This window comes from Streptomyces sp. H39-C1, from assembly GCF_027158125.1.
In the GTDB taxonomy this organism is placed as follows: domain Bacteria; phylum Actinomycetota; class Actinomycetes; order Streptomycetales; family Streptomycetaceae; genus Actinacidiphila; species Actinacidiphila fildesensis.
In genome coordinates this window covers 12,452-37,294 of the sequence record NZ_JAPVLS010000028.1, presented here as the reverse complement: position 1 = coordinate 37,294, position 24,843 = coordinate 12,452, and the positions used below count along the sequence as shown (strand labels likewise).

General features: G+C 70.3%; 29 protein-coding genes and 1 pseudogene. 14 read left to right on the top strand and 16 right to left on the bottom strand.

Annotation, left to right across the window (positions count from 1 at the left end; genetic code table 11):
* Positions 1-54 precede the first annotated feature (54 nt).
* Positions 55-1,065: a hydroxyacid dehydrogenase gene (locus tag O3W51_RS20030; RefSeq protein ID WP_269287097.1), complete on the top strand. Its 1,011-nt coding sequence runs from the start codon at positions 55-57 to the stop codon at positions 1,063-1,065.
* A 633-nt stretch (positions 1,066-1,698) separates the two neighbouring features.
* On the opposite strand, the gene O3W51_RS20025 is transcribed toward O3W51_RS20030, so the two are convergent.
* The 4 genes from O3W51_RS20025 to O3W51_RS20010 form a co-directional block, all read right to left on the bottom strand.
* Positions 1,699-2,196 carry a GNAT family N-acetyltransferase gene (locus O3W51_RS20025; protein ID WP_138355317.1) on the bottom strand — a complete coding sequence of 166 codons (498 nt, stop codon included), beginning with the start codon at positions 2,194-2,196 and terminating at the stop codon, positions 1,699-1,701.
* Between the two features lie 140 nt (positions 2,197-2,336).
* Positions 2,337-2,714 carry a hypothetical protein gene (locus tag O3W51_RS20020; RefSeq protein WP_187145200.1) on the bottom strand — a complete coding sequence of 126 codons (378 nt, stop codon included), beginning with the start codon at positions 2,712-2,714 and terminating at the stop codon, positions 2,337-2,339.
* 1 nt (position 2,715) lies between these two features.
* Positions 2,716-3,303, bottom strand: coding sequence for a DUF3558 family protein (locus O3W51_RS20015; protein WP_138355316.1), 588 nt, complete (start codon positions 3,301-3,303; stop codon positions 2,716-2,718).
* Positions 3,304-3,387: 84 nt separating this feature from the next.
* Entirely contained in the window at positions 3,388-4,074 is a 687-nt protein-coding gene (locus tag O3W51_RS20010; RefSeq protein ID WP_269287117.1) for a VOC family protein, read from the bottom strand.
* 115 nt (positions 4,075-4,189) lie between these two features.
* On the opposite strand from O3W51_RS20010, the gene O3W51_RS48900 reads away from it, so the two are divergent.
* The 3 genes and pseudogenes from O3W51_RS48900 to O3W51_RS19995 all read left to right on the top strand — a co-directional run bounded on the left by O3W51_RS48900 (position 4,190) and on the right by O3W51_RS19995 (position 6,859).
* The gene (locus O3W51_RS48900; RefSeq protein WP_381588823.1) at positions 4,190-4,633 is read left to right on the top strand and encodes an LmrA/YxaF family transcription factor; all 444 of its coding nucleotides are present in this window, start codon (positions 4,190-4,192) and stop codon (positions 4,631-4,633) included.
* A 404-nt stretch (positions 4,634-5,037) separates the two neighbouring features.
* On the top strand, positions 5,038-5,577 hold the full coding sequence (locus tag O3W51_RS20000; protein ID WP_138355315.1) for an ArsR/SmtB family transcription factor: 540 nt from the start codon (positions 5,038-5,040) through the stop codon (positions 5,575-5,577).
* Positions 5,574-6,859, top strand: a pseudogene (locus O3W51_RS19995) (MFS transporter). The gene O3W51_RS20000 and the pseudogene O3W51_RS19995 overlap by 4 nt, the downstream one beginning before the upstream one ends.
* Before the next feature lie 731 nt (positions 6,860-7,590).
* Here O3W51_RS19995 and O3W51_RS19990 read toward each other — a convergent pair.
* Positions 7,591-8,064 carry a hypothetical protein gene (locus O3W51_RS19990; protein ID WP_138355314.1) on the bottom strand — a complete coding sequence of 158 codons (474 nt, stop codon included), beginning with the start codon at positions 8,062-8,064 and terminating at the stop codon, positions 7,591-7,593.
* 354 nt (positions 8,065-8,418) lie between these two features.
* On the opposite strand from O3W51_RS19990, the gene O3W51_RS19985 reads away from it, so the two are divergent.
* Positions 8,419-8,739 carry a serine hydrolase gene (locus O3W51_RS19985; RefSeq protein ID WP_138355313.1) on the top strand — a complete coding sequence of 107 codons (321 nt, stop codon included), beginning with the start codon at positions 8,419-8,421 and terminating at the stop codon, positions 8,737-8,739.
* Here the strand turns inward: O3W51_RS19985 and O3W51_RS19980 are convergent.
* From O3W51_RS19980 to O3W51_RS19960, 5 genes are all read right to left on the bottom strand, one after another.
* A complete protein-coding gene (locus O3W51_RS19980) occupies positions 8,627-9,550 on the bottom strand; it encodes a M20/M25/M40 family metallo-hydrolase (RefSeq protein ID WP_138355358.1) in 924 nt (307 codons plus the stop codon). The two genes, O3W51_RS19985 and O3W51_RS19980, sit on opposite strands and share 113 nt — an antisense overlap.
* 137 nt (positions 9,551-9,687) lie before the next feature.
* Entirely contained in the window at positions 9,688-10,725 is a 1,038-nt protein-coding gene (locus tag O3W51_RS19975; protein ID WP_138355312.1) for a dipeptidase, read from the bottom strand.
* An 818-nt stretch (positions 10,726-11,543) separates the two neighbouring features.
* Positions 11,544-11,780: a hypothetical protein gene (locus O3W51_RS19970; RefSeq protein ID WP_269287096.1), complete on the bottom strand. Its 237-nt coding sequence runs from the start codon at positions 11,778-11,780 to the stop codon at positions 11,544-11,546.
* A 111-nt stretch (positions 11,781-11,891) separates the two neighbouring features.
* Positions 11,892-12,221: an SH3 domain-containing protein gene (locus O3W51_RS19965; protein ID WP_138355310.1), complete on the bottom strand. Its 330-nt coding sequence runs from the start codon at positions 12,219-12,221 to the stop codon at positions 11,892-11,894.
* A gap of 115 nt (positions 12,222-12,336) precedes the next feature.
* On the bottom strand, positions 12,337-12,696 hold the full coding sequence (locus O3W51_RS19960) for an SH3 domain-containing protein (RefSeq protein WP_138355309.1): 360 nt from the start codon (positions 12,694-12,696) through the stop codon (positions 12,337-12,339).
* A gap of 454 nt (positions 12,697-13,150) precedes the next feature.
* On the opposite strand from O3W51_RS19960, the gene O3W51_RS19955 reads away from it, so the two are divergent.
* The gene (locus O3W51_RS19955) at positions 13,151-13,735 is read left to right on the top strand and encodes a dihydrofolate reductase family protein (protein WP_138355308.1); all 585 of its coding nucleotides are present in this window, start codon (positions 13,151-13,153) and stop codon (positions 13,733-13,735) included.
* A complete protein-coding gene (locus O3W51_RS19950) occupies positions 13,732-14,145 on the top strand; it encodes a VOC family protein (RefSeq protein WP_138355307.1) in 414 nt (137 codons plus the stop codon). The genes O3W51_RS19955 and O3W51_RS19950 overlap by 4 nt, the downstream gene beginning before the upstream one ends.
* A gap of 160 nt (positions 14,146-14,305) precedes the next feature.
* Here the strand turns inward: O3W51_RS19950 and soxR are convergent, their stop codons facing one another.
* The gene (soxR, locus tag O3W51_RS19945; RefSeq protein WP_138355306.1) at positions 14,306-14,770 is read right to left on the bottom strand and encodes a redox-sensitive transcriptional activator SoxR; all 465 of its coding nucleotides are present in this window, start codon (positions 14,768-14,770) and stop codon (positions 14,306-14,308) included.
* Positions 14,771-14,862: 92 nt separating this feature from the next.
* On the opposite strand from soxR, the gene fdxA reads away from it, so the two are divergent.
* Both fdxA and O3W51_RS19935 read left to right on the top strand, forming a co-directional pair.
* The gene (gene fdxA, locus O3W51_RS19940) at positions 14,863-15,189 is read left to right on the top strand and encodes a ferredoxin (protein ID WP_198358670.1); all 327 of its coding nucleotides are present in this window, start codon (positions 14,863-14,865) and stop codon (positions 15,187-15,189) included.
* Positions 15,190-15,337: 148 nt separating this feature from the next.
* Positions 15,338-18,601 (top strand): hypothetical protein, encoded by a 3,264-nt coding sequence (locus O3W51_RS19935; protein WP_269287094.1) that lies wholly within the window; start codon positions 15,338-15,340, stop codon positions 18,599-18,601.
* Between the two features lie 171 nt (positions 18,602-18,772).
* Here O3W51_RS19935 and O3W51_RS19930 read toward each other — a convergent pair whose 3' ends face one another.
* The 5 genes from O3W51_RS19930 to O3W51_RS19910 form a co-directional block, all read right to left on the bottom strand.
* Positions 18,773-19,045 (bottom strand): DUF4235 domain-containing protein, encoded by a 273-nt coding sequence (locus O3W51_RS19930; protein WP_269287092.1) that lies wholly within the window; start codon positions 19,043-19,045, stop codon positions 18,773-18,775.
* Between the two features lie 20 nt (positions 19,046-19,065).
* Positions 19,066-19,308, bottom strand: coding sequence for a hypothetical protein (locus O3W51_RS48895; protein WP_381588841.1), 243 nt, complete (start codon positions 19,306-19,308; stop codon positions 19,066-19,068).
* Positions 19,305-19,829 carry an ATP-binding protein gene (locus tag O3W51_RS19920; RefSeq protein ID WP_232485873.1) on the bottom strand — a complete coding sequence of 175 codons (525 nt, stop codon included), beginning with the start codon at positions 19,827-19,829 and terminating at the stop codon, positions 19,305-19,307. Before O3W51_RS19920 ends, O3W51_RS48895 begins: the two co-directional genes overlap by 4 nt.
* 91 nt (positions 19,830-19,920) lie before the next feature.
* Positions 19,921-20,430: a DUF3618 domain-containing protein gene (locus tag O3W51_RS19915; protein ID WP_198358662.1), complete on the bottom strand. Its 510-nt coding sequence runs from the start codon at positions 20,428-20,430 to the stop codon at positions 19,921-19,923.
* Positions 20,427-20,846 carry a phage holin family protein gene (locus tag O3W51_RS19910; RefSeq protein WP_198358689.1) on the bottom strand — a complete coding sequence of 140 codons (420 nt, stop codon included), beginning with the start codon at positions 20,844-20,846 and terminating at the stop codon, positions 20,427-20,429. Before O3W51_RS19910 ends, O3W51_RS19915 begins: the two co-directional genes overlap by 4 nt.
* Positions 20,847-21,082: 236 nt before the next feature.
* On the opposite strand from O3W51_RS19910, the gene O3W51_RS19905 reads away from it, so the two are divergent.
* From O3W51_RS19905 to O3W51_RS19885, 5 genes are all read left to right on the top strand, one after another.
* Entirely contained in the window at positions 21,083-21,352 is a 270-nt protein-coding gene (locus O3W51_RS19905) for a DUF5133 domain-containing protein (RefSeq protein ID WP_198358660.1), read from the top strand.
* Positions 21,353-21,451: 99 nt separating this feature from the next.
* On the top strand, positions 21,452-22,501 hold the full coding sequence (locus tag O3W51_RS19900; RefSeq protein ID WP_198358659.1) for an acyl-CoA dehydrogenase: 1,050 nt from the start codon (positions 21,452-21,454) through the stop codon (positions 22,499-22,501).
* Positions 22,498-23,286 carry a PIG-L deacetylase family protein gene (locus tag O3W51_RS19895; protein WP_198358657.1) on the top strand — a complete coding sequence of 263 codons (789 nt, stop codon included), beginning with the start codon at positions 22,498-22,500 and terminating at the stop codon, positions 23,284-23,286. The genes O3W51_RS19900 and O3W51_RS19895 overlap by 4 nt, the downstream gene beginning before the upstream one ends.
* On the top strand, positions 23,283-23,900 hold the full coding sequence (locus O3W51_RS19890) for an SAM-dependent methyltransferase (protein WP_138355296.1): 618 nt from the start codon (positions 23,283-23,285) through the stop codon (positions 23,898-23,900). The genes O3W51_RS19895 and O3W51_RS19890 overlap by 4 nt, the downstream gene beginning before the upstream one ends.
* Positions 23,897-24,622, top strand: a complete 726-nt coding sequence (locus O3W51_RS19885; protein WP_244809730.1) for a glycosyltransferase — start codon at positions 23,897-23,899, stop codon at positions 24,620-24,622. The genes O3W51_RS19890 and O3W51_RS19885 overlap by 4 nt, the downstream gene beginning before the upstream one ends.
* The last annotated feature ends 221 nt before the right edge of the window (positions 24,623-24,843 follow it).

The following is a 24,843-nucleotide window of genomic DNA, read 5'->3' as shown; positions in this document are numbered from 1 at the left end:
GCCGACCGTCCGGCTGCCGGTCCACCACCGGACAGGCCGAGGAGACAACCCGACATGAACGCACCGGCCACCGCACCGACAGCCCTGTTGGTCATGGAGGAAGAACGCCGGGCCGACGTCTACCCGCCCGCAGTACTGGCCGAGATCGGCCGGCTCGTGCACTGGCAGGGACCGCCCCTCACCCGGCAGGAGCTCGACGCGGACCCCGACGTGCTGCGGACCGTCGACATTCTGCTCACAGGCTGGGGTGCACCCCTTCTCGACGGCGCCCTCCTGTCACGGGCCCCTCGGCTGCGGGCCGTTCTCGTCGCGGCGGGGTCCGTCCGGCACCTGACCACACCCGCCTTCTGGGAGCGCGACATCCCGATCGTCGCGGCCGCCGCGGCCAATGCCGTTCCGGTGGCGGAGTTCACCCTCGCCCATGTCCTGCTCGGACTGAAACAGGCCCACCGCATCGAGCGGGAGATGGCGCAGAGCCGCCGCTTCCCCACCGATCCCGACGTCCCGGGCGCGTACCGGTCACGGGTCGGCCTGTTGGGACTCGGGCACATCGGCCGGCTCGTCGCCGCCCACCTCGCCCGCTTCGAAGTCGAGGTCCTCGCCACGGATCCCGTCGCCTCCCAGGACACCGCCCAGCGCGCGGGAGTCCGGCTGATCTCCATCGAGGAACTCTTCGCCACCAGTCACGTCGTCAGCCTCCACGCACCGCTGCTGCCCCAGACCCGCGGCTCGATCGGGGCACGGCTGCTCAACTCCATGGGGCCGGGCACGACACTGATCAACACCGCGCGGGGCACGCTGATCGACGAGACGGCCGCCGCGCAGGTCCTGCACGCCAGGCCCGACCTCACCGCCGTACTCGACGTAACGCACCCCGAGCCCCCGGCTCATGACTCACCACTGTTCACCCTTCCCAACGTCGTCCTGACACCGCACCTGGGCGGCGCCATGGGCGCCGAACGCCACCGCCTCGGACAGCTCGTGCTCGGCGAACTCCGCCGCTTCACACAGAACCGGCCGCTCCAGCACGCCATCGACCCCGCCCACGCCGCCTCGCTGGCCTGACACCGCCGGCCGCTGCCGACCACTGCCGACACGGTTCCCTTCCTCGGGAACCTTCGATCGGCGACGTCACGCAAGGTCATGCTGTACCGCGTGCCCGGGTCCGGGCAAGCCTGATCGGCACCCGATTCCACCCGCTCACAGCCACGGGCATCACGTAAGCGAAACGTGAGTGAGACGTTAGCGAGGGCTGCGAAACTGCGAGGTCGGCCAGCACCTCCCGGCCCCGAATCCGCTCCGCGGACGCGTCGGACCGGACCGCCGCCGTGAGCGAAGGAGTCGACCATGAGCCCGAGCGGAAGGAAGGGCGGCTTCGGTGCGCCCGCCCGCACTTCCCTGGTCATCTGCGCACCGGGTGGGCAGATGGATCCGAACTCACCGGGTTCTGTCCGCAGGTGTAGCGGTAGTGAGGTGTAACGGATGTGCGGGCCGCCGGAGCAGTTCTGGGCAGACGTGGGGTTGCATGAGCTCCGGATGCCAACCAACCAGCTCGAACTCGGCTAGCGCTGTGGCCGCGTGGTTCACGCAGCACCCCGCATCCGCATCCGCAGCGAGAAGGGCATCCGCTGGGGCGGACGCCCCCTCGCCGCCGCAGCCTGACCCAGTGAGGGATCCCGCCGTGCCCGGATATGGAGATCAGACAGCGGCCAGGCTCTTCGCCATGACCCGCTCCCTGCCAATGCCATCGGGCAGAAGATCGCCGGGCTCACCCGTGTCCGTGAAACCGTGCCGCTCATAGAGTGCGGTCGCCTTGCGGTTGTCCGGCATGACGGACAACCGCAGCGTCGTGACGCCGCGCTCCGCTCCCCACCGCTCGACCGCCTGGATCAGGTAGTCACCCACGCCCTTGCCCCGAGCCGTGGGGGCGACCCACATCGAGATCAACTCCACATTATCTGTTCCCTCGCCCGGTACTCCGCTGGCGATGCCCACCGGAAGGCCGTCGAGGAGCGCGACGAGATCGAGCGCTCCAGGAATCGACAGACGGGCACGCCAGCGTGCCTCTCGGTCGCCGGAGCCCTGCCACTGAGCCAGCGTCGATCCGAACGCGTAGGGCGCCTCAGTAAGCGCGGCCAGTCGCAACTCCCGCCAAAGGGGCCAGTCGTCTGATGTCAGACTACGTAGTTCAAGCATGATCCACACCCTGCCTGCAGGGCGGGATGGGCGGCAAGTCGATGACAACCATCCAAACGAGGTCGTCCACCCCGGTGACCAGCAGAAACCGGGGAGCAGCGGTGGCTCACGAACTCGCAGAACACGAGGCCTCGGTGAACCTATCCGGTCACGGCACTAGGTGCTCGCTTCCCGGCATCACTGAGATCACCCGCGGTGGCGTGCCCGGCCCGCGGCCCGCGGCCTGCGGCAGCCCGGCCCACCCCTGGCATCCATCCGGCACAGGCGCGGCTGCGCTCTGGCTTCCTGGCGAAGCTGCCCGTGTCGGCGTCGGTGAGGACGTCGAGTTCGACCAGGCGCTTCGGCTTGGCCCGGATGCCCACGACGTTCGTGGGCGGGAGTTCGTGGCCGAGGGCCTGGGCGACGTCCCTGGCCCGCAGCGTTCCGGTCTCCTCGTTGAACACGGCAAGGATGCGGGTGAAGTCCGGGTGCTCGGGCAGTTCTGGCGAGCAGGCGCGCACGGCAGGCAGCGCCGCCACCTCACTTCTTGGTGACTCCCGTCAGCACCTGTCGGGTGAAGTCCCTCGCCACGTCGCACGCCTTGCTAACGCGAAGCGCCGGATTGCTGCTGTCTTCGTTCCGGACATTGACCTCGAGTTCGTCGGCGTTGACCTGCATGGAGTCGTCACAGGAGTTGCCGATCGCAGTGGCCGCGACCCCTGGGAAGCCCAGGACGTCGATCTTCTTCTGGATTCCGTACTCGTCCACGGACAAGTCCACCGACATGTCGACGATGCCGTTGATCTGCACCTCCGTCCCGCCGCTGTGCCAGTCACAGCCGGAGTCCGAGCTTCTGCCGGATTCGCTGCCCTCCTTGGCGTCGGAGGGCTGAACGCCGATCGCGGTCAGCGACTCGGCCCTCAGCGCTTTGCAGACGTCCATCCCCTTGAGTGTCGTGCGCGGCCCCTTGGGGATCGACGGCTCTCCTCCGGCGGGCTTCTTGGCGCCTGTTGAACCGGTCGATTTCCCTGGGGAAGACGAAGATGACGAGTCGCTCCCACCGCACGCAGCGGCCCCCGTCCATACGATCACCATCAGCGTCGCCGCGGCGACATGTCGTTTCTGCATGGGGACGAGCGTGACATACGAAGGCCGGACCTCGTGCGGTGACTCATGAAGTCGCCTGGGGCAACGCGTTCGGTCGGAGTGGCACTATCGGGTGTGCTGAGTGAGGCCGAACAGAGCGCCGGTGGGATCGCGCAGGACCACGTCTCCGTTGGAGTCCTGGCGAACTGCGGTCGCACCGAGTTGCAGGGCCTGCTTGGCGTCGGTGTCGGGCCTGTCACTGGCGAAACTGACCGGCCAGAGTGATCGCTGTGCCGTTGGAGTCCCTGGCGGCGGGCTGGTCGCGGCGATGGAGTGGTCCGGCAGCCGGAACTCTGTGTGGCCGGGGTTGTAGTTCCAGTTCAGGGCTGGTCGGTAGAAGGCGGCGGCCTGCGCGGAGTGGTCGGTGAGAAGGCTGATGCCGGCGAAAGCGCCCGGTTCGCCGGTCAGTTGCATGCCGTCATGGGTGCCGGGCTGCCAAAGTGACAGTGGTGCGCCGACGGGGTCGAGAGCGACGGCGTAGTAGCCGAGTGTCCCGACTTCGGTGGGTGCCACGATGATCTGGGCGCCCAGGTTCGTGAAGCGAGTGGCGGTGGCCTGGATGTCCGACACGGTGACGTTGATCGTCCAGTAGGGTGCGCCGGCGTCCTCGGCCGGCCCAAGGGCGGCGACGAGATGTCCGCGCAGCGTGCAGAGCCTGTAGCCGTTGGAGTCCGGTGGGGCGACGGTCCAACCGAACAGCGCGGTGTAGAACGCCGTCGTCGTCTCCGTGTCGGGGTGCCGAGGTCGATCCAGCTCACGCTGTTCTCGGGGTGCCGCGTGACGTTCATCGAGATGACTTTCCGTTGAGGCCGCCTCGCCCCGCAGTGGGGCGAGCCGGCGTCCAGCGCCGAAGCGGTGGCGACCTGCGGTGTCAGTCGTAGTAGGGCGAGTTCAGGTCGATGCTGGCGTCCTTGACGATGTCACCGTCGAACAGTCGCGTCGTTGCCGGGGCTCCGGCCCGGCGGGCCTCTTCGGCGAAGGGGCCCTGAGCGAAGGTCAGGGCGTTCTCCGCGCTGTCGAACTCGTAGAAACCGGCTGCGCAGTCGCGGCGGTCACCATCGACGGCGGTGCGGCCATCGCTGACCGAAGCAGCCTGCGCACCGTCGCGGCCGAAGGGTTCACCGGCTGGACCGGCGAGCTCGCCGGAAAACTCACTCAGGCCGGAATGAGCCCATCCCCGGCCGCCGATCTGGCCACTCTCCTGATCGTCACTCTCGAAGGCGCCCACATCCTGTGTCGCGCAGCGGGCAGCACCACCCCTTTCGACAGAGCCGCCGCGGCCCTGCTCTCCGCCCTCCCCAACTCGGGTTGACCCGGCGTCAGAGCACAGCAACGTGGCGCGCTGCAACGATCGTTCCGGCCGCTGTCGCGGCAGACACCGCGGCGGTGTTGGACGAGGCGCCGAGTCACTTCTCGCCTTCGTCGCACCGGATGCCACCGACCGGAGCGTCACGTTCAGCTGAATATGACGGGACGTTCCCCCTGATGCCCTTGCCGCATGGCGACCCCCAACAGTGACGGCCGCCTGAGGTCCCTTCGATCGAAGCCGCCCGCCAGGGGTGGTCTTCATATCCGCGCTTGGGGCGCCCCAGGTACCACAGAACGAACGAGCATCGCTGGTGGCGACTACGAAGGCCTCACGGGCTGGAGAACCGATTCCGGAAGCCCGAACAAAACCCCTTGACCAATGGTCAAGAAGTGTTGACCATTGGGGCCATGCCTACAGACGATCTCCCCGAGACGTTCCACGTCACCACCGACGAGCAGCTACGCGCCGTTTCCAATCTCACGCGTCACCGGATCATGGCCGTGCTCCGCTTCGAGCCCGCGACGATTACGCAGATCGCCGAGCGAGTGGGCATTGCGAAGGGGAGTTCCAGCTACCACGTACGGCTGCTGGAGCGGGCCGGCCTGGTGACGGTGGTACGAACGCGGAAGGTCCGGGGGGTCACCGAGCGGTACTACGCCATGGCCGCGCGGTCGATCGTGCTGCCGGACCCGGGCGAAGGAGGGCCGGATGTGCTGATGCGGCATGCGGTGGCGGACCTGGAGGCAGCGCCGGCGGATGGCGAGCGGCACGTACGGATGGCGCATCTGCGGCTCACCGACGAGCAGTTCGCGCGGTTGGGGGCGCGGATGCAGGCACTGGCGGACGAGTACCGGGAGCTGTCCGATCCGTCGCTGCCGGACGCGTCACTCGTCTTCGCACTGTTCCACCCGACAACGCGTGAGCAGGCCGAAGGGGACGCCAAGTGACCTCAGATATCCGCAAGTTGCCGACCGGGTTCGGACGGCTGTGGACCGCGCAGACGGTCTCCTCGCTCGGTGACGGGGTGTCGCACGCCGCGCTGCCGCTGCTCGCGTTGACGTTGACGCGGGATCCGATGGCGCTCGCCGTCGTCACGGCCACCGGAACGCTGCCGTGGCTGCTCTTCGGGGTGCTCGGCGGCGCCCTGGTGGACCGCTGGGACCGTCGGCGCACGATGTGGGTCACGGACGCGGCGCGTGCGGTGCTGCTCGCGATACCGGCGGCAGCGGCCGCGCTCGACGCGCTGAGCATTCCACTGCTCGCGGCCGTCGCCTTCCTGCTCGGCCTCGGCGGGCTCTTCTTCGACACGCCGCCACGGCCTATCTGCCGGATCTGCTCGGCCGTGACCCCGCGCTCCTGGAGCGCGCCAACTCCCGCCTGCGCGGCGCCCAGACCGCCGCGTCCGGCTTCGCGGGACCGCCTGCGGGCAGTGCGCTGCTCGCGCTCGGGCGAGCGGTTCCGCTGCTCGCCGACGCGGTGTCGTTCGCGCTGTCCGCACTGCTCGTACGGTCGCTGCCTGCCGCACCCCGGCCCGTACCGCAGGCCCGCGAGTCACTGCTGCGGCAGGCGCGGGCCGGCGCCTCGTACGTATTCCGGGATCAGTTGCTGCTCGGACTCGCCCTGCGTCCGGCGGTCGGGAACATCGCCTTCCTCGCCGTGGAGACCGTACTCGCCCTGTTCGCCCACGACCGCCTCGGCATCGACACCTACGGCTTCGGCCTGCTCCTCACCGCGGAGGCCGCCGGCGGCCTGCTCGGCGCGGGCATCGCCTCCTTCCTCGGCCGACGACTCGGCACCGGCACCGCGCTGACCTGCACGGCCGCCGTCGAGGGACTTGCCATCCTGGGCCTGGCCGCCGCCCCGAACCCGTACGTGGCCGGGTTGGCACTCGCCGTCTGCGGGGCCGGCATGGGCGCCACGATGGTCCTCGCCCCCTCCCTCCGACAGGCGATCGTCCCCGCCCACCTGATGGGCCGGGTCGCCTCCACATCCCGCATGCTCGCCATGTGCGCCGCCCCCATCGGGGCCTTCCTCGGCGGCTGGCTGGCCAGCACCTACGACATACGCACCCCGCTCTACACCGCCGCCGGCCTCCTCCTCACCATGACCGCCGTCACGTCGACCATGACCAGCAACCGCCACGTCGAGGCGGCGCTGCGCGCCGCCGCCGCGGCCGACGATCCAGCTCACCCGGAAACGCGGGATCCCGTTCAGGAGAGTGCCCTTTAGGGCTCCGTGAGGTCGTTGCGCCAGCGCTCAGCCCAGCTCGGCGTTCCTCGCCTCGGCCCGGAGCGTCGGGTGCCTGGCCTCTACCGGATGCAACGAGTGGCCCAGCGGGCGAGTGCAGGACGCCGGTGTTGAGGACCAGACCGAGGGCGGCGAGCTGGTCCTCCCGGTGCGCCTGGTGGATCTGGCGCCGGCCGCCGTGGCAGATCGCGCCGGCGCGTGCGCTGCGGTACTCAGGATGGCCTGTTCAGTCGGCCTTGGCCAGGTGGGTCCCGAAGGTCGACACACAGCCCGACCAGCAACTTGTCGCCTACACGGCCCCACCGGACTCCCCCTCCCAGGAATCCCTGCGCTTCCTCCTCCAGTGGTCCGCCCAGCCGGACGACCACACCACGAACCGAAGCCGCCGCCACTGGCCCGCGCCGCGTGCCCGCAGCCGCGGCCGGTGGTCAGGCGCGCCGGCTCGCGCCGAATTCGGTGGGTTGACGCAGTCGACGGCGTCACCCGGTCAGGAGTCGCGGGCAAGACCCTCGCCGCTGACTCCGACAACTCCTCCTGAACCTGCAGCTCGAGCGGCATCGGGCCGCCAAACCACGTGCGTGGCATGACGAGTTCGCGCTCGCGGGATAGATGACGCCGAGGGCTGGCGGCTACTGCGGATGGTCCGCGGAGGCACTGGCGCGGTGGTGACCTGGCGGCGCGCGCATGCCGCGGCTGAAGCACAAGTCGGCGCGTCACTGCTCATCGAGGGGTGGCTGTCGGGCGAGGAACTCCTCGAACGCCGCCTTCTGCTTCGGATCCATGAAGCCTTGGCGGACATTGCGGGCCTGCTCTTCGAGCCAGTGCGCCTCGTCGGGGACCAGGAGCTCGGCGACCACCACTCCCCCACGAGCGACCGCCGTGCGCTCTCCTGCGCGACGTCGAAAGAGCGTGAACGCGCCGAATTCCGCTGGGTGAGCCAGCTCCGGCTCTTCCGCATCGGCCCGGTTCTCGTCCCTGGCGTCACTCGTCGGGTAGGCAGTGGGAGCCCAATGCTCCCAGAGCGCCAGCGTGGCCGCGGGCACCAGCACAGCGCGCTCCGCCTCGTCACGCCCCTCCCACATGAACGTGACAGTGACAGGCTCGCCAACCGCCTCAGCCAGCCCGAGCACCCTCTCCACCTCATCGTTGACCGGGTATCCCACCACTACATCTATCTGAATCCCCATGGTTCCTGAGGCTACTGGCACCCTCCGACATGTCAGGCACGCTCCTGCACCCCGTCACCCACGGCGCGAAACCGGTGATGCCATCGACAGACCGCCTGTCAAGCTCGTCCGACCCAGCACTGATTGAGGCCTGCCGCCTCCTGGGCCGCTCCGGAACCACGCGGACCACAGCTTCGAGGGAGTCGATTCACGGTCGCGGTCGCCCCGGCCGTCGGGGCGTCCCAGTCGCCACCGGCTTCGTCCGGACGCCCCAACCGAAGCGGCCGATTTGGTGCCGCGGCACTGGGCCGTCACTTCGTGTACTACCTAGGCTGAGGTGCATTCCGAGTCGCGTACACAGGGGAGACCTCGCCCATGACCAGCGAAACTGCGGCCATCGACAGAGCCGCCATCACACACCTGGCCGGTGAAGCAGCGGCCGAACTGGGAATCGTCGGAGCGCAGGTCGCCGTCGCCATCGGCGACGAGGTCGCCGAATGCTCCGTCGGCGTCGAGAACATTGCGACGGGCCGAGCCGTCACCCCGGACACGCTGTTCCAGATCGGTTCCACGACGAAGGTGTTCACCGCCGTCCTGCTGATGCAACTGGCCGATGCGGGCCTGGTGCCCGGGCGAAGAGCCCGGCCGACGAAGTCGCTTCCAGAGGTGCCCGGTTGGGGCCGCCGGAGACGCTGAGACGGGCACCGGGGGTGTGCACGGGGAGGCAGCGGATCAGTTCGTCCACCCGGCGCTGGGCCGCAGCGTCCGGTACCCGCACGTCGACGGAGATGGAGGCCCGCGGCGGCACGGTGTTGACGGCCGTTCCCGCCCGCAGGAGGGTCGGTGTGACGGTGGTGGCGTCCGGACCGTGGGAGACGGACAGTTCTTCGTTGACCAGGTCGCCGAGCCTGCTGATCGCCAGGACCTGGTGGGCGGCCTCGATGGCCGCGTTCACGCCCTTCTCCGGTTCGAGTCCGGAGTGCGCGGCCCGGCCCCGTACCTCGATCTCGTACTCGGACACCCCCTTGCGCGCGGTCTTCAGTGCCCCGCCGTCGGCGGAGGCTTCCAGGACGAACGCGGCGACGCACCCCTTGGCGGACTCCTCGACCAGTTCGCGGGAGGTGGGCGAGCCCAGTTCCTCGTCGCCGGTGATCAGGACACGGATGCCGTCAAGCGTGGGCAGCGACCTGAGCGCGTGGAACATCTGCACGAGTCCGGTCTTCATGTCGAAGACCCCGGGTCCGCGGGCGATTCCGTTCACGACCGACCAGGGGTGGGTGGCCAGCGAGCCCATGGGCCACACGGTGTCGTGGTGCCCTACGAGCAGCACCCGGGGCTCACCGAACGTCCAGCGCAGATGGGTGACTCCCCCGATGACGAGGATCTCGGGCGCGGCTCCGAGGTGGTGGGTGCCCTGGGCGGCGACGGTCGCGGCGCTGGCTGCGACGGCCTGATGATCCGCCGAGAACGACTCGCAGAGCACGAGCTCTTCGAGGTCGGCGAGCATGGCGTCGAGATTCATGGTGCCCGCCGACTCCGGACCGGTGACGGGCACCGGGACGGCGGCGGCCTGCGGGCCGGAGGCGGATACCGGGACGGCGGCGGGCGGCGGGCCGGAGGCGGATACCGGGACGGCGGCGGGCGTCATCGGGCGCGCCCCAGTTCCGCGCGGAAGAGCCGGTGGACATTCCCGCCGAGGATCTTGCCGATGTCGGCCTCGGGGTGGCCGCGCCGGAAGAGTTCCGCCGTCACGAGGGGCAGGCCCGCCGGGCCGTCGAGCCCCGGCAGGGTGACGAGCGGGTCCATGTCGTCGAGATTCAGATCCTCGCAACAGGGCGGGGTGACGTCGAGAAGGACCTCGCGTACGAAGTCGGGCCCGATGCCGACGTGGTCGATGCCCGCGACGGACGCCACATGCTCGATGTGGTCCACCAGCTTCTCCAGGGTGCGGTCCTCCTCGGCTTCGGCGAGAAAGCCGGGGAAGAAGTTGACGCAGACGACGCCGCCCGTGGCGGCGACTCCTCGGAGCTGCTCATCGGTCAGATTGCGGTGGTGGTCGCTGAGTGCGCGGGCCGAGGAGTGGGTGGCCAGGAGCGGGCGGGTGGCCAGTTCGAGGACGTGGGCCACCCCGGCGGCGCCGAGGTGGGAGACGTCGAAGAGCATGCCGAGTCGTTCCATCTCCGCCAGGGCCCGGACTCCGGCGGCCGTGAGCCGGGAGCCGGTGGCGTCCTCTCCGCTGCCGTCGGCGAGCGGGGTGCGGTTCCAGTGCGCGATGGAAGCGACACGCACGCCGAGGCGGTGAAGGGTGTGGAACAGCTCGACATCGGCGTCGACGCCCGGCGCGCTCTCCAGGGCGAGCACGAGTGCGATCTTCGACGCGGCGAGAGCGGCGTCGATCTGGTCGCCGTCCTCGCACAGGGCCACGGTATCCGGGTTCCCCTCGGCCAGCACATGCGCGGTCTCGATCATCCGCAGGGTGCGGCGCAGCGCGCCCTCCGGCCGGTAGGCGTCGTCGATGAAGACGGGCAGCACTTGGATGTCCACGCCTCCGGCCTGGAGCTGCGGCAGCCAGCGTTCACGGAAAAAGTCAGCCCAGCGGAACGGGGGCCGCGCCGACACCGCCATCAGCAGATCGTTGTGGGTATCGGCGACGATGGCGCGGTGGTGCAAATCAGCGGTCACGTCGGAGCCTTCCAGTGAGAGTTGTCCCTGACGTTATGGCGGCCGATGGGCTCACCTCTCATCCTCGACGACGAAGAACCACGGCTGCCTTCGTCGTCCGCGCCAATCGAGCCAGGCGGATTTCCCCGCCGACCCGGGCGAGGGCCACAGCGCTCCCGTCCGGCAGTGGAGGTGCCGCGCCTGCAACGGGCATCTCCTTCACCAGCAGCGGTTCGGAGAATGGAAGGTGCGCCGGGCCTCCTGGCCGGCGGTGGGTGGCCGCAGGCATGCGTTGTGCCGGCGGCCACCTTGTTCCGCCGCGGTGCCGAGGATTCGCCACAGTGAAGGCGGTCAGCGACCGGGACCTCCTATGGGGCACCGATACGAGCGCCTGCGGCGGAGAGTCCCGTACGGCCCCGATGGATCACTGAAGTTCGAGGAGTACGCCACCACCACGGAACCAGAGTGCTCCTGTCCCGTCCCGGCAACGGGCTCATGGATGTGCGGGTCTCGCAGTGCAGCCTGCCCCGATTCGGGGGCGGGCTGCCGGTGGGGGCCCAAGCAGGACGTGGACGCTCGCAGAGCACCACCGTTTTGGTCGCGGACCGGGCCGGCTGCGCTGCCATGCGGCGCGTGGGCCCCTGGGTCACGCGATCGACTCTGCCGGGAATCGGCGGGATCTGCGACAGCTTCAACCGGCCCAGTTGGAACGCGCGCTTCTCCACGACCGTGCGGACCTCGGACACCTGCCGGGTCGCCCACACATCGACGACCGGACCGTCCGCGACATCCGTTTCCTCATGGGCTGTATGGGCAGGCCGGAGCCGGTGCGAGGCCTCTCAGGCGTACCTGATCGCTGTTCCGTAGGCCATCAGAGCCATCGGGAGGACAAGGAGTCTGACCCCGATGACCTCCTGAGCGCCGAGTCCCGCAGCCCTGACGCTCAGCGAGGAGAGAGCCGCGTCGGCGCCCCTCACGGGGTCGCCCCATACAGTCCAGCTGTGGGCAACGGGGTCTTCTCGTCGGGGGATGTCGACGGTGACGACATTGACCGGATAAGGAAGATTTATAGCCATGGACAGGTGATGCTCTCAGCCTCGCGAGCTGTGCGCAACCGGCTCCCGCGGGGGTGCGAACGCGCGGTGTCCGCACCCCCGCGCGGCTCGTGCGCCGGGGCGCCGAGAGGGTCAGGGGCGGGTCGAGTCGAGGTAGGCCGCGTAGATCCAGACGTTGGTCCGTCCGCCCCACAGGTTGCCCCGGAACCATCCGTTGCGGTACTCGACGGTGTCGAAACCCTGGCCCCGGTGGACCTGTCCCAGCGGTGTACCGCCGGGAGAGGCGCGATAGATGACGTTGTTCTCCGTGACCCAGCACGTCTCGCGTTCGAAGCACACGTTCTGCGGTCGCGCCGGCTGAGCCGGGCCCTCGGCGAGCGCGGGTCCCGCGGCGAGTCCCGTGAGCAGAGCCGCTGTCGCGCCGACTGCGGCGAGACCACGGACGAGGTGATGAGGCTGCATGGCTGAACACTCCCGTTGTGTCGAAGAATTGGTGCGATCGGAATGCGGCCCCAGCAGGGGCCGCACGTGCTTCTGCTGGGGGCCGGGTGCCTCCCTCATGAGGTGCGGAGGATGCTCAGGCCGGGGGGTAGCAGCGGCCTACCGGCACGGTGTGCCAGGTGACGAAGTCGTCGAGCGCCCAGCCGGTCACCCCGGTGGTGTTGTCCGTGAGGTAGACCCAGCCGTAAGCCAGGCACCGGACGGTCACCGAGTGGTTCGTGTATCCGTAGCCCTTGGCGGTGCAGCCGGTCCCCGGCCCGGTGCGGATATTCACTCCGTTCCCGGTGAACCCACCGGGAGAGTTGTAGTTGGTCGACGGCGACTCAGGACACGCCGCGGGGGCCGCGGCCGCCGCGGGAGCCACGGCGACCACTCCGCCCAGGAGTGCCGAAGCCGCCAGGGCAGTGCCCAGCACGAGGTTCTTCACTTTGCGCATCGGTGGTGTACTTCCTTCCGGTTCTCGGAGGCTGTGCAGCAACTGCTGTCGCGGGCGCGGCCGATGGCCAACAGCTCCGGACCGCACGCCGCTGGCCTTCCAACATCACCGTGAAGAACCGCTCCGTCCATGGTTTCGAATGCGCTTTAAGCGTTTGACAAACTGCATAGCGCCCGGGATCGGGGGGAGCCTGCCGACTGACGGGTGCAGTTCCACGAGGGTTCGTCCTCTGCCCGACGCGTCGTCAGGTCCTTCTGATTGAGGTCGCCGCTGACATTCGGCCGGCGGCGCGCTGGTCATGCCTGCTACCTCCTGTGGAGGCCGCGCAGCAGGGCCGGCGTGTCGGGCCGATGAGTTTCCCGGTTGCCTGAAGTCTTCCTGGTGACATTCCCGCCCCGTCGGCGGCTCAGGAGATGCCGGATCCCGGTGTCATGGAGGAGAGAGGGAGGCCCGGATGAACCACCCCATTCGGCTGTACATGTCGATGTCGCTCGACGGCTATATCGCTGGCCCGGACGATCAGCCGGGGCAGGAGCTCGGCCGCGACGGTGGACGGCTCTTCAACTGGCTCGACGACCGGGAGTCCGACGGTCCCAGCGGACAGGTTTATCGCGAGGCGCTGGCGACCGGCGCGGTAATCTCAGGCCGTAGGACTTTCGAACTCGCCGGGCGTTGGCAGGGCGACCACCACAACGGTGTGCCGATCTTCGTCCTCACCCACCAGGTGGATGACGGGGACGTCCCACCCGGCCACGCGCGTTTCGTCACCGATGTCGAGGACTGCGCCCGCCAGGCTCGCGCAGCCGCCGGGGACAGGCCGGTCCTGGTCCATGGGGCGGGGGCGGCGCAAGCGCTCCTGCGGGCCGGGCACATCGACGAGATGGAGATCCACCTGATTCCGGTCCTCCTCGGGGACGGCCGACGGCTCTTCGATCATCTGGGTAGTGATCACATCGAACTCGACCTCGTCCGACGGCTCGAGGATCGAGACGTCACGCACCTCCGCTACACGGTGCGTCGGCCCGAGGAGACCGCGTGAAGACGCTCTTCGTCTCCTACCGCGTCACCGACCTGGACCGCTCGCTCGGTTTCTACACGGCCTTGGGCTACGTCGAACTGGGCAGGGTCGATGTCGGCGACGGGGCTCGCCTCGTGATCCTCAAGTTCCCCGAGGAACCGGCGGCCTCGCTCGAACTGGTCCACCGCCCCGGCGACGGACCGGTCGACGTGGGCAGCGGTTTCGACCACCTGGCGATCCAGGTGGAGACGCTCGCCACCACCCTGGAGACGCTGACCGAAGCCGGCCTGGGGCCTGAACCCCTCCAGTACCCGGGCGGCCCTCACGGCCCGAAGACGTCGTGGCTCACGGACCCGGACGGTTACCGGATCGAGTTGGTGGAGTGGCCGTCCGGACATCCCGACGGCATGACCGCAGCAGACTTCGCCTGAGGCGGCCACGGTCTGTGGAGTGACGAAGCCTCCCCTCGACGCGACTGCGGCGCAATGCCGTCGAGGGCGAGCACCAGGGGGGTGGGCGGGACCCTCGGGTGAGGGTCCCGGCCGCCCCGGTGCGGCGACCGCGCTGAACTCTCTGGCCCGATAGCACCTCTCACAGCCGCCGGGGCCCGACACCATCGCCGGCGAGCGTGTCGCCGGGGTTCAGCAGGGCGCATGCCTTCATCGAGAGACATCCGCAGCCGATACACCCGGTGAGCTCGGCCTCGAGCCGCTCGATGGTCTGCCGGCGCTCCTCCAGTCGACGCTTCCAGCCACGCGAGGCGCGCTGCCACTCCTGGTGACTGGGCGGACGGTCGAGCGGCACGTCGGCGAACGCCTCCAGGAGGTCCTGCAACGGGATGCCGATCCTTTTGGCGACTGAGATCAAGGCGACGCGGCGGAGCATGTGGCGTGCGTAGTGGCGCTGGTTGCGACCGTCGCGTTCGGACGCGATCAGGCCGAGTTCTTCGTAGAACCGCAGGGCGGAGACGGCCGCCCCGGTCCTGGCGCTCACTTCGCCGATGCTCAGCCAGTCGTCCGGGGTGGCCCGGGCTTCCCTGGAACGGTGATTCTCCATACACAGCCTCCTCTTGACCTCAAGATTACTTGAGGTCATACGGTCTGCTGCGTCAGAGCGGAAAGCAAGAACGACCAGAGGATGGCAGTTCAATGACGTTTGTGATCGCTTTGCCCTGTGTGGATGTCAAGGACAGAGCATGCATTGATGAGTGCCCTCTCGACTGCATCTACGAGGGAGAGCGCATGCTCTACATCCAGCCGGACGAGTGCATCGACTGCGGGGCCTGCGAGCCGGTGTGCCCCGTCGAGGCGATCTTCTGCGAGGACGACATCCCGCAGGAATGGCAGCACTTCACCACCGTGAACGCCGAGTTCTTCTCCGACCTCGGCACCCCCGGCAGCAGCGCGAAGCTCGGTCCGATCGGACGGGACCATCCGATCGTGGCGGCGCTGCCGTCTCAGGATGCCGTCGCCTGACCCCTTGCGAACCGCCCCGGACGTGACGGCCGCATACCGTGAGGTGTCTCACGTGCCGGCAACCTCTCCCCACGCGCTGCCGTCGGCAAGCGCACCACCGCGAAAAACCGGGTGCCCCTGCCGCGTCCACCGGGCACAATCATCGCCGATGCCTCAGCTGATAGCCGACCGGTTGCTCGCCGCCGTCGAACCACTGCCCCACTCGCTCCGGTTGCGCCAGGTGGCCCGCACCTGCGCCGCCCTCGCCTCCTCCGACCTGCTGGCCCTGCTCGCCGAGCTGGACGGCCGTGGCCTGTATGAACGTCGGCTCGCCGCGCTGGCCGCCCTCGCCGGACGGCAGGCGCGCCATCTGATCGACCGGATCAACGACCCCGACCCGGTGGTGCGTCGCTACGCGCACCGAGCGATCGGGGAGCTGCCCTTCCCGGCCGACGACATCGAGTTCACGATGCTCACCGCCCCGAAAGCGGTCCGCGACGAGTTGGCCCGCGCCATTCTGCGGGCCGGGCGCACTGATGTGGCCGAGCGGTTGGTGCCCGTCATCCGCAGGCGCTGGGGCGCCGCCGAGGCGGCCCGGCTGCTGCCGGTCTGCTCGGCCGAGGTCGTCAGCGCCGAACTGCCGATGCTGGCGCACGCGATCACCTTCTCCACCTCGCTCGGTGGCCGCCACCCGGGCGCCGTGCTGGACGAGGCCGAGCGCCAACTCGCCGACCTGCCGTACGGGTTGCGGCAGGCCTTCTGGGACCGGCACGCCCGCGGCCTGGCAGCTGCCGCCACCCGCAAACCGGCCCGGGTGCTGGAGCTGCTGGAACGCCACCCCGTGCGCACCCTCCCCGATCCGCTGCGCGACCGGCTCGCCGACCTCGCCGCCGTCTCCGCCGAACGGACCGTCCGTCTGCTGCTCACGACAGACCGGCACCGCTACGACCCGCCGCTGCGGGCCAACGTGGCCCGCCGACTGGTCGCGGCCCGGCCGGACGGCCTCGCCGTGCTCGCGCACCGCCACCACAAGGACCTCCTGGCGCTGTTGCGGCAGGTACCCCCGGCCCGGCGGGCCGCCTTCTACGACGAAGGAGCGCCGCCCGGCCCGTACCGCTACTGGTGCTCCGTCGACGTCCTCACCGTGCTGCCGGCGAAAGAGCGGCACGCGCGGGCGCGGGCCCAGCTGGCAGCGGACAGCCAGAACCTCATCCCACTCGCCCTGCTGCCGGTCGCCGAGGCACGGCCGAGGCTGTTGGCCGAAACCCACGCGGCCGATGCCTGGGACCGCGGTTGGGCCTGGGCACAGCTGGTCCACCAGGCCGAACTCTCCGGGGAGCCCGGCGCCCTCCCCGAGGCGCTCGAACTGCTCACGCGACTGCGCAACGAGCAGGACCCGGTCCGCCATGAGGCGCTGAACGCCGTCGCGGCGGTGCCGTCGAGGCTTTTCGACGACGCCACCGCCGGGCGGCTGGAACGGCTCACCGACGACGCCCTGACGGCCCGGGACTGTTCGACGGGCACTCGCGCCGCGCTCGTCCGCCTCGCCGGGGCCGTCCTCGGCGAGCATGCAGGGGGGCCGGCCCGCGAACTGCTCGCCTGGGCCGTTCGCACCATTGAACGGACCGACGGCGCCGGCCTCACCCTCCCTCCACGGCGCGAAAGGGCGGCGGTCGATGAGCTGCGGGCCGCCCTGGAACGCTCGGCACGGTCCCGGGACGCCGCACTGCTGCTCGCGCTGGCCGAGACGCTCGGCGCCCGGGCACGACGAGCCCCCGACCTCGCCGAGCTCCTGGAGCGCGTCCTGCACTCGGGCGGCGACAGTGCCGTCGAACGGGCCGTTGCACTGCTGCTGCGCGATTCCGACACCAGCCCTGAACGCGTGGCCCGGCTGCTCGCGCTGAGGCCGTCGGCCATCACGCTGGCCCCGGTGCGGGCCGTAGTGACCCGGGTCCGCACCGATCTGCTCGGCCCCCTGCTTGCCGCTCCCTTGACCGCGGCCGACCTCGCCAACGCCGGCCGCTGGCTCCCCGCACAACAGCACCTGGCCATCGAACAGCTCGCCCGTACGGTCGACGACCCCGCACGGGCCCTGGACGAGCGCGCCGCCGCCTTGCGGGCCGCCGCCCGGATCCCTGTCCACGGCGAGGCTCTGCTGCGCCGGTACGTGGACTCCGCCGAGATCGTCCTCGCCGAGGCCGCGCTCGCCGCGCTGCCCTGGACCGAGCGCCCCGCCGGGGCGCTGCCCGACTTGCTCTCCCACGCCGCCGACGACCGAGCCCGGGTCACCCTGTACGCGGCGGGCCGCGCCGCCCGGTTCACGCCGAGCGCCGAACTCGGCCCGGGGCTGCGCCGGATCGCGCTCGATCCGGGGGCGAGGGTGACCAGCCGCAAGCAGGCCATCCGGCTCGCCGCCGAACACCTGGTCCTCGCCGACGCGGCCGTCCTGCTGCGTGAGGCGTACACCGCGCCCGAGCAGCACCATGACGTCCGCGCCGCCGTGGTGGCGACGATCAGCGAACGGATCGCCGACCTGCCGCTGTGGGACGTGCTCACCGACGCGGCTGATGGACCGCCGGGGCTGCGGACGATGCTCGTCCAGCACCTCCGCGCGCACGAGGTACCCATGGAGCACCGCCCCGCGTTCGCCGGCCTGATGGCCCGACTGGCGATTGACGACGACCTCTTCATCGGCGCATCTGCGCGAGGGCAACTCGTCTCCTGGGGTCGGTATGCGCCGGAGGAGGTGCGGGCAATCGTCCCTCTGGTAACCGACCTCACCGAGCGGGACCGCTGGGAGGGAGCAGCCCGGGTTCTGACCGGGGTGGCGCTGTCGGACGCCGCTCATCCACTCGGCGGCTGCGCGCCCGGCAGCGTCCTGGCGGACGCCCTGACCACGCTGATCGAGACCGTGCACGCCGGGGAACCGGATCTCCCTGGCCGCGACCAGCCGGCCCGGCGGCGGATCGCCGCGCTCACCGGCTCGATGTGGAGCCCGGACGCCCCCGCAGAATCCTTCCAGGCCACCCAGCGCGCGGTTGCCTCACTCCTGCTGACCGAACCCGTGCTGCTGCCCGAGGCCACCCGTCGACTGGTCACGGCGCTCGACCCGGACGCACCCGACCTGGGCGAGCGCCTCGCCGAGCTGGCCGTCCTGGTCGCCGATCGCCCGGCGCTGACCGTGACCACGGCCGAGTCGCTGCGCCGGTACGGCAACGGACGACGGGAGGATCCCGAACACGTCCTGGCAGCCGCCCGCCGACTGGCCGCCGGTGACGGACTCGCTCCCGGCCTTTTCGCCGTCGCACTGACGACGGCCGGGGCGCAGCTCGGCTGGCCCACCGCCTGGCGGGAGGTGCTGCACACGCTGCGCCGTCATCCGCGGCCGGACGTCCGTGAGGCCGCACTGGCGGTATTCACCGATCCAGCGTGACCGGACCTCATGGGGTGGACGCGTTGTCCCGCGATGACGGCACCCGGACTTCCGGCGCGCCCCGGTCCGTGGGAGCCGGGGCTGCCGGAAACCGTCAACCGCGCGGCTCCTCCGACCCGCGTCGGGCCGGTGCACGGCAGAATCGGCCAGTTCCCCGTAGGGCCGCTGCGCTCAGTCGCCCGGCCAGGTTCCGGTGACGCGGCGCCACCCGGTGGCGCCGCCTCGCTGGATGGCCGCCCGCACGACCGAGAGGATGACACCCTCGATGGCTGCGGCGGCGAGCACTCCTTTCCAGCTGTGGTCCTGCTCCAGCGGCTGCGGGGCATCCTCGCCAGGGCCGATCCGGTCCCATACCTTCCGGAAGAGCAGGCCGGCCAGTGCGCCGCCCGCCATTCCGACGACGAGACCGACCGGTTTGTACACGACTTTCGCTGTCTTGGGCAAGAGGTCCTCCTTCAGCTCTCTCACGTCATGGGGTCCTTCCCCGTCCCGCATCTCGTTCTACCGATCGCGGGCCAACCGCTCGTTCCGTGGCACGACGGCGTCCCCGGGATCAGTTCGGCGGCACGCAGGAGGCGCCCGGCCATGCTCATCGGCGAGGTGGGTTTGAAGACCCGGAGCATGTTGCCGAACCGATCGGGGCGGCCGAGGTCGTGCACGAAGGCAGCGGCCGACAACGTCACCATGGCCAGGGACCAGAGCTTCATCGCCGTCGCCGTGGCCCGGCGACCGAGTGCCCCGGCAGCGAGGACCGATCCGGCACCCGCCAGCCCTCTGCGGAAGAAGCAGCCCGCGGGTGGGCTTCCACGGTACGCGGGTCGGGACGGCCCGGCGGATGGAAGCACGCGGAGACCGTTTTGCCATGCGACCGAGCGTGGGTCTCCCATTCGTCCGCGAGCGCCTCGACGATCGCCAGCCCGCGGCCCGAGGGCCTCTCCTCATCAGGGGCGCGCGGGGCCGGCAGATGGTCGGAGGAGTCGCTGACGCTGACCTGCAGGCAGCGGCTGTCCCAGGTCAGGACGAGCCGGGCGCTGCTATGAGCATGGATGTGGGCGTTGGTGACCAGTTCCGAGACTGTCAGCAGAATCGCGTCCACCGTCTCGGGCACCTCGCTGGTCCACTCCAGGGAATCGAGGTGCTCCCGGGTCCACCTCCGGCTGGCCCGCACACCCGCTGTCACGGGAAACGACCGGGCCCAGCCGGTGGCCTTGAGCGATGTCTCTCCCATTCGTAACTCCGTACGTCGTCGGCTCACCGTGCCCGGCCCCGCTCCGGCCGATCGGCACGTGGGGCCGCCCCGAAACCCGCTCACACGGGGCTCACCGTGCGTGATTCGACTGCCTCATACCGCGTCGCACCGCCCACAAGGCCACGGCCGCACCGGCGGCCGCGACGACCGTCGCGGTGGGATTGCGGCGGGCGGCCTGTGCTGCCTTTCCCGCGGTATCGCGCACCGACGCGGGTGTGTGCTCCGATACGCCGCCCGCCGCCGTGCTTGCGACCGCGATCAGCTGCTCACCGGCCTGCCAGGCCTTCTCCCGCGCGGGTTCAGGTGTCCGGTCCTGGGCGGCGTGCACAGCGCGCGAAGTCGCGTCCTGGACCCGGCCCACGGTATGGGTCACCTTCTCCCGCATGCCGTCCTTCGCGTCCGCTGCCCTTTCCCGTACCTCCGCCTGGACCTCGGCTGCCTTGCCTTGGGCGCGTGCCTTCACATTCGCCTTGGCGGCCAGAGCCTCGACCGTCTGACCGAGCTGCTCGCGGGTGTTCTCCACGCGCTCGCGCAGCTCCTCGGGGGTGGGAGTCGATTCGCCGGCCTTCTTGTCCGTCATCGGTGCGCCCTCTCCTTGATCTCGGCCATATCGGCCTTCACACTGTCGATCGTCTGCTGTGGTGTCGGCGGGATCGCCTTGCTCACCTGCTTCTTACCTGCCACCGCTGCCACGCCCGCCACCGCGAGCAGGACGCCGGTCATGATCAGGGCCGCGGCCCAGACCGGCACGACCAGTGACAGGGCCGCGATGGCGGTGGCCGCTGCGGCCTGCAGCGCGATGAACGCCATCAGGGCCGCTCCGCTGAACAAGCCGCCGCCGATCCCGAAGCGCTTGCCTTTTCGGGTCATCTCCGCCGTGGCCAACTGGATTTCCTCCCGCACCAGCTGAGAGATCTGCTCCGAAGCCCGGGAAATCAGCTCCCCCACCGGTGCTTCGGACGCACTTTCAGCGGGTGGCCGGACGTCCGGTCCCATCATCGGTCTTCCCGCGCCTTCCGTTGTCTGGTCAGTGGCCCCCATCCCGTGTCATGGGAACCCTTACGGGCGCGCCTACCCCCGTGATGTCGACAGGAACTGCCCCATTCGGTTCTGTTGCCGTCTTCCGACGTCTCCGCGCCCCCGCCGTGCGGCGGAGACTCACGTGCCCGGCTTAGCGCCTGCTCGCGCGGGTAGTCGGCGAATGTCCACTCCCTGGAACGAGGAGAAGTTCCATGCTCATGGCGCACCCCGTCGTCCTGCGTAATCTCCTGGAGCACTACGAAGCCCTTGACGCGCTGGCCCATGCCGATGTGGTGGGGCCGCAGATCCACCACCGGCTCGAGGACGCCGCATACACGCTGTGCGTGTCCACCGGCACCCGCGACATCGACGCGGCGCTCCAGGTCGCCCGGCAGCAGCTCTCCCGTTCAGCGGCACCCGCGGCGGCTGCGGCTCCCGCCGCGGCCTCGGCTCGCTCCGCCGCCGCGGGACAGCGACCATGACCGCGACCGTGTGAGCAGCACGGGCAAACCGTCCGAGATGCAGTCACCCGGCGACCGGGTGAGAGTGGAACAGTCCGCCGACGTCGAGGGAGTTCGATGATGCCGGAAACCACGTATCCCACAGCGGCGCCGCCGAGGGGGCGACCGAAGCACGAGGCGGCGGCCGAAGAGTTCACACCTCGCGCCGCACGGCGGGAGACGGCTCAGCGGTTCTCCCAGCTGGTCGGGTCGCTCGCCACGGGTGAACTGGAGTTTCCGCTGCCCGGCACGGGACGTACCGCCGAGCGTTTCGCCGCGCTGTGCGCCGTCGCCGAGCAGGACCTGTCACTGGCGCGCCTCGCCGAGGGACACGCCGACGCACTGGCCGTGCTCGCCGAACTCGCGGGGCCCGCCCCGGGGCCCGCCGACCGGTGGGGCGTCTGGGCTGCCGAACCACCCGGCGAGGGCCTGACCGCGACCCGCGTCGGGGAGGGCTGGGAGCTCAACGGACTCAAGCAGTACAGCTCAGGGGCGCACAGTTGCACGCACGCGTTGGTGACGGCGACGGCCGAGGACGGCCGTCGCCTCTTCGCCGTGCGGATCGGCCCGCCGGCCTGCGAGCCCGTCGACGGCAGCTGGCAGGCCATCGGTATGGCGGGCAGTGACACTCCCGATGTCCGGTTCACAGCCGTCCCCGCCACAGCGGTCGGGGACGTCGAGGCATACCTCACCCGGCCCGGATTCCAGCACGGCGGTATCGGGGTGGCCGCCTGCTGGTACGGCGGCGCCCGCGCCGTCGTGCGAACCCTGCGGGAGGCCGCAGCAGGGCGCCCGGACCCGCACACCGACGCCCATCTGGGCCACATCGACATGCGCCTGCACGCCGTCGAAGCGGTGCTGGCGCAGGCGGCGGCCGAGATCGACCAGGACCCGATCGACCTGGGAGGGGGCGCCAGGCTGCGCAGCCTGCGCGTGCGGACCCTGGTCGAGGACGCCTGCACCGAGGTGCTGACCCGGGTCGGGCGGGCCACCGGCGCCGGGCCGCTCTGCCATGACGTACGCCATGCCCGCAATGTCGCCGACCTCACCGTGTACATCCGCCAGCACCACGCCGAGCGCAATCTGGCCGAACTCGGAGCTCTGGTCGCACGTCCGAACGAGGCACGATGACGGCATCCGTGGGGCACTCACGGACATCGTCCGGGGGCCCGAAGGTCCTGAACGTGATCGACGCCCCGGGAACCGACGAGTCGGTGTGGAGATCCTGGCCCCGTCTGCGCTCCCTGCCGCAGCTCACCCTTCCGCGACAGGGCCGGGTGGTGGTCGTGGCGGCCCATCCTGACGACGAGGTGCTGGGATTCGGTGGCACGCTGTGTCTGTTGGCAGCGGCCGGAGTCGAGATCGTCGTCGTGTCCGTCACCGACGGAGAGCGGTCGCATCCGTCCAGCCGGGTCCGCACACCGACGGAACTGGCCGGGATCCGGGCCGCCGAGACGCTGGCTGCGCTGCGTGAACTGGGGGCAGGCGCCGCACAGGTGAGGCGGCTGGGCATCCCCGACACCGAAGTGCCCGACCATGAGGACCGGGTGACCTCGGATCTCGGTGACGTCCTTCGCGGGGCCGCGCTGTGCGTGGCTCCGTGGACCGGAGACGTGCACGCCGACCATGAGGCGACCGGTCGCGCCGCGGTGCGCGCGGCGCTCACGGCAGAGGTGCCGTGCCTGCTGTATCCGGTGTGGATGTGGCACTGGGCCCGCCCCGACGACGTCCGCGTGCCCTGGGAGCGCGCGGCCCGCATCGTCCTCCCACCGGAAGCAGCAGCCCGCAAGACAGCCGCTGTGGGGCGGTTCGTCAGTCAGATCCGTCCGCTGGGCCCGGGCTCTGACGAGGCGCCCATCCTGCCGCCTGAAGAGCTGGCCCACCATCTGCGGGACATGGAGGTGGTGTTCCGTTGAGTACCGCGGCGTCCTATTTCGATGACATGTACCGGGGATCGGACGACCCGTGGAAGCTGGCGAGCCGCTGGTACGAGCAGCGTAAGTATGACCTCACGCTGGCGGCGCTCCCCCGGGCCCGGTACCGGTCGGGCTTCGAACCCGCCTGCTCGGTCGGCGAGTTGACCACCCTGTTGGCCGATCGGTGCGATGCGCTGCTCGCCTGTGACCGGGTCGCCTCTGCGGTCGGAACGGCGCAGCGACGTACCGCCCATCTCCCTCAGGTGACGGTCCGGCAACTGGTCCTCCCCCGGCAGTGGCCGGCCGGCACCTTCGACCTCGTCGTGCTGTCGGAGCTGCTCTACTACTTCGACCCGTCCGACCTGAGTCAGCTGCTGGACCGGACGGTCGGGGCTTTGGAGCCGGCGGGCACGCTGGTGACCGTGCACTGGAACCATCCGGTGAGGGAACACCTGTGGACCGGGGTGGAACTGGCAGACGTCCTGGCCCGTGTCCCGGAACTGGCCCTCATGGCCGACCACCGCGAAGACGATTTCGTCCTCCAGGTCTTCGGCCGCCTGCAGAGCGATGGGGCCCGTCCGCCGTCGCCCGCCACGCGGGAAGGTCTGGTGTGAACGTTGAGGCGATGGCCGTCGTCGTCCCGGCCCACAACGAACAACTGCTGCTGCCTCGCGCCCTCAACGCGCTGGAAGTGGCCCGCCGTCACCCGGCACTCGCCGGAGTACGAGTGGTGACCGTGGTGGTGGCCGACTCATGCCGTGACGCCACCGCGGCCCTTGCCCGGCAGGCCGGGGCGGAGGTCGTGGCCATCACGGGCCGCAACCCCGGAGCGGCCCGGGCGGCGGGCGCGTCGCACGCCCTGGAAGCTCTCGGCACACCGGCCGCGGGAACGTGGATCGCGTCGACCGACGCCGACAGCGCGGTGCCGCCGGACTGGCTCGCCCGCCAGGCCGAATACGCGGCCCAGGGGTGGGAGGCGGTGGTCGGCACCGTGCGCGTGGAGCACTGGCCCCCCGACGCGGACGCGCTGGCCGCCCGGTTCGAGGAGCTGTACGAGGTCTCCCGCCCCCCGCACGGCCTGCCCTGGGATCATCCGCATGTCCACGGAGCCAATCTGGGCGTCGTCGCCCACAGCTATCTCCGCGTCGGGGGGTTCTCGCCGCTCGCCGTGGGCGAGGACCGGAGTCTCGTCGCCGCGCTCGAACGCGGCGGGCACCGGGTGCTGCGCACCGCGAACCTCTCCGTCGTGACCTCCGCGCGGCTGCGCGCCCGTGCCCGAGGTGGATTCGGGGACCACCTGCTCGGTCTGTCGCAGGATGCCGGCGCCACCGGCTGACGACGCCCTCGGCACCGCAGCCGAGGAGCCCTGCTCTGCCCAAGCCGTCGGGGTAGCTCGCCCGGATACGGGTAGACGCTGCTGGCACCGCTACGAAGGATGAGCGATCATGAGTGATGACGAACTGATGCGCCGCCTGCTCGGTCAGTACGGCCGGACCTTCGCGGACCGGCGACTGTTCCTGGACATCGCCCGCAATAGACAGCCAGACCGTCGTCGCC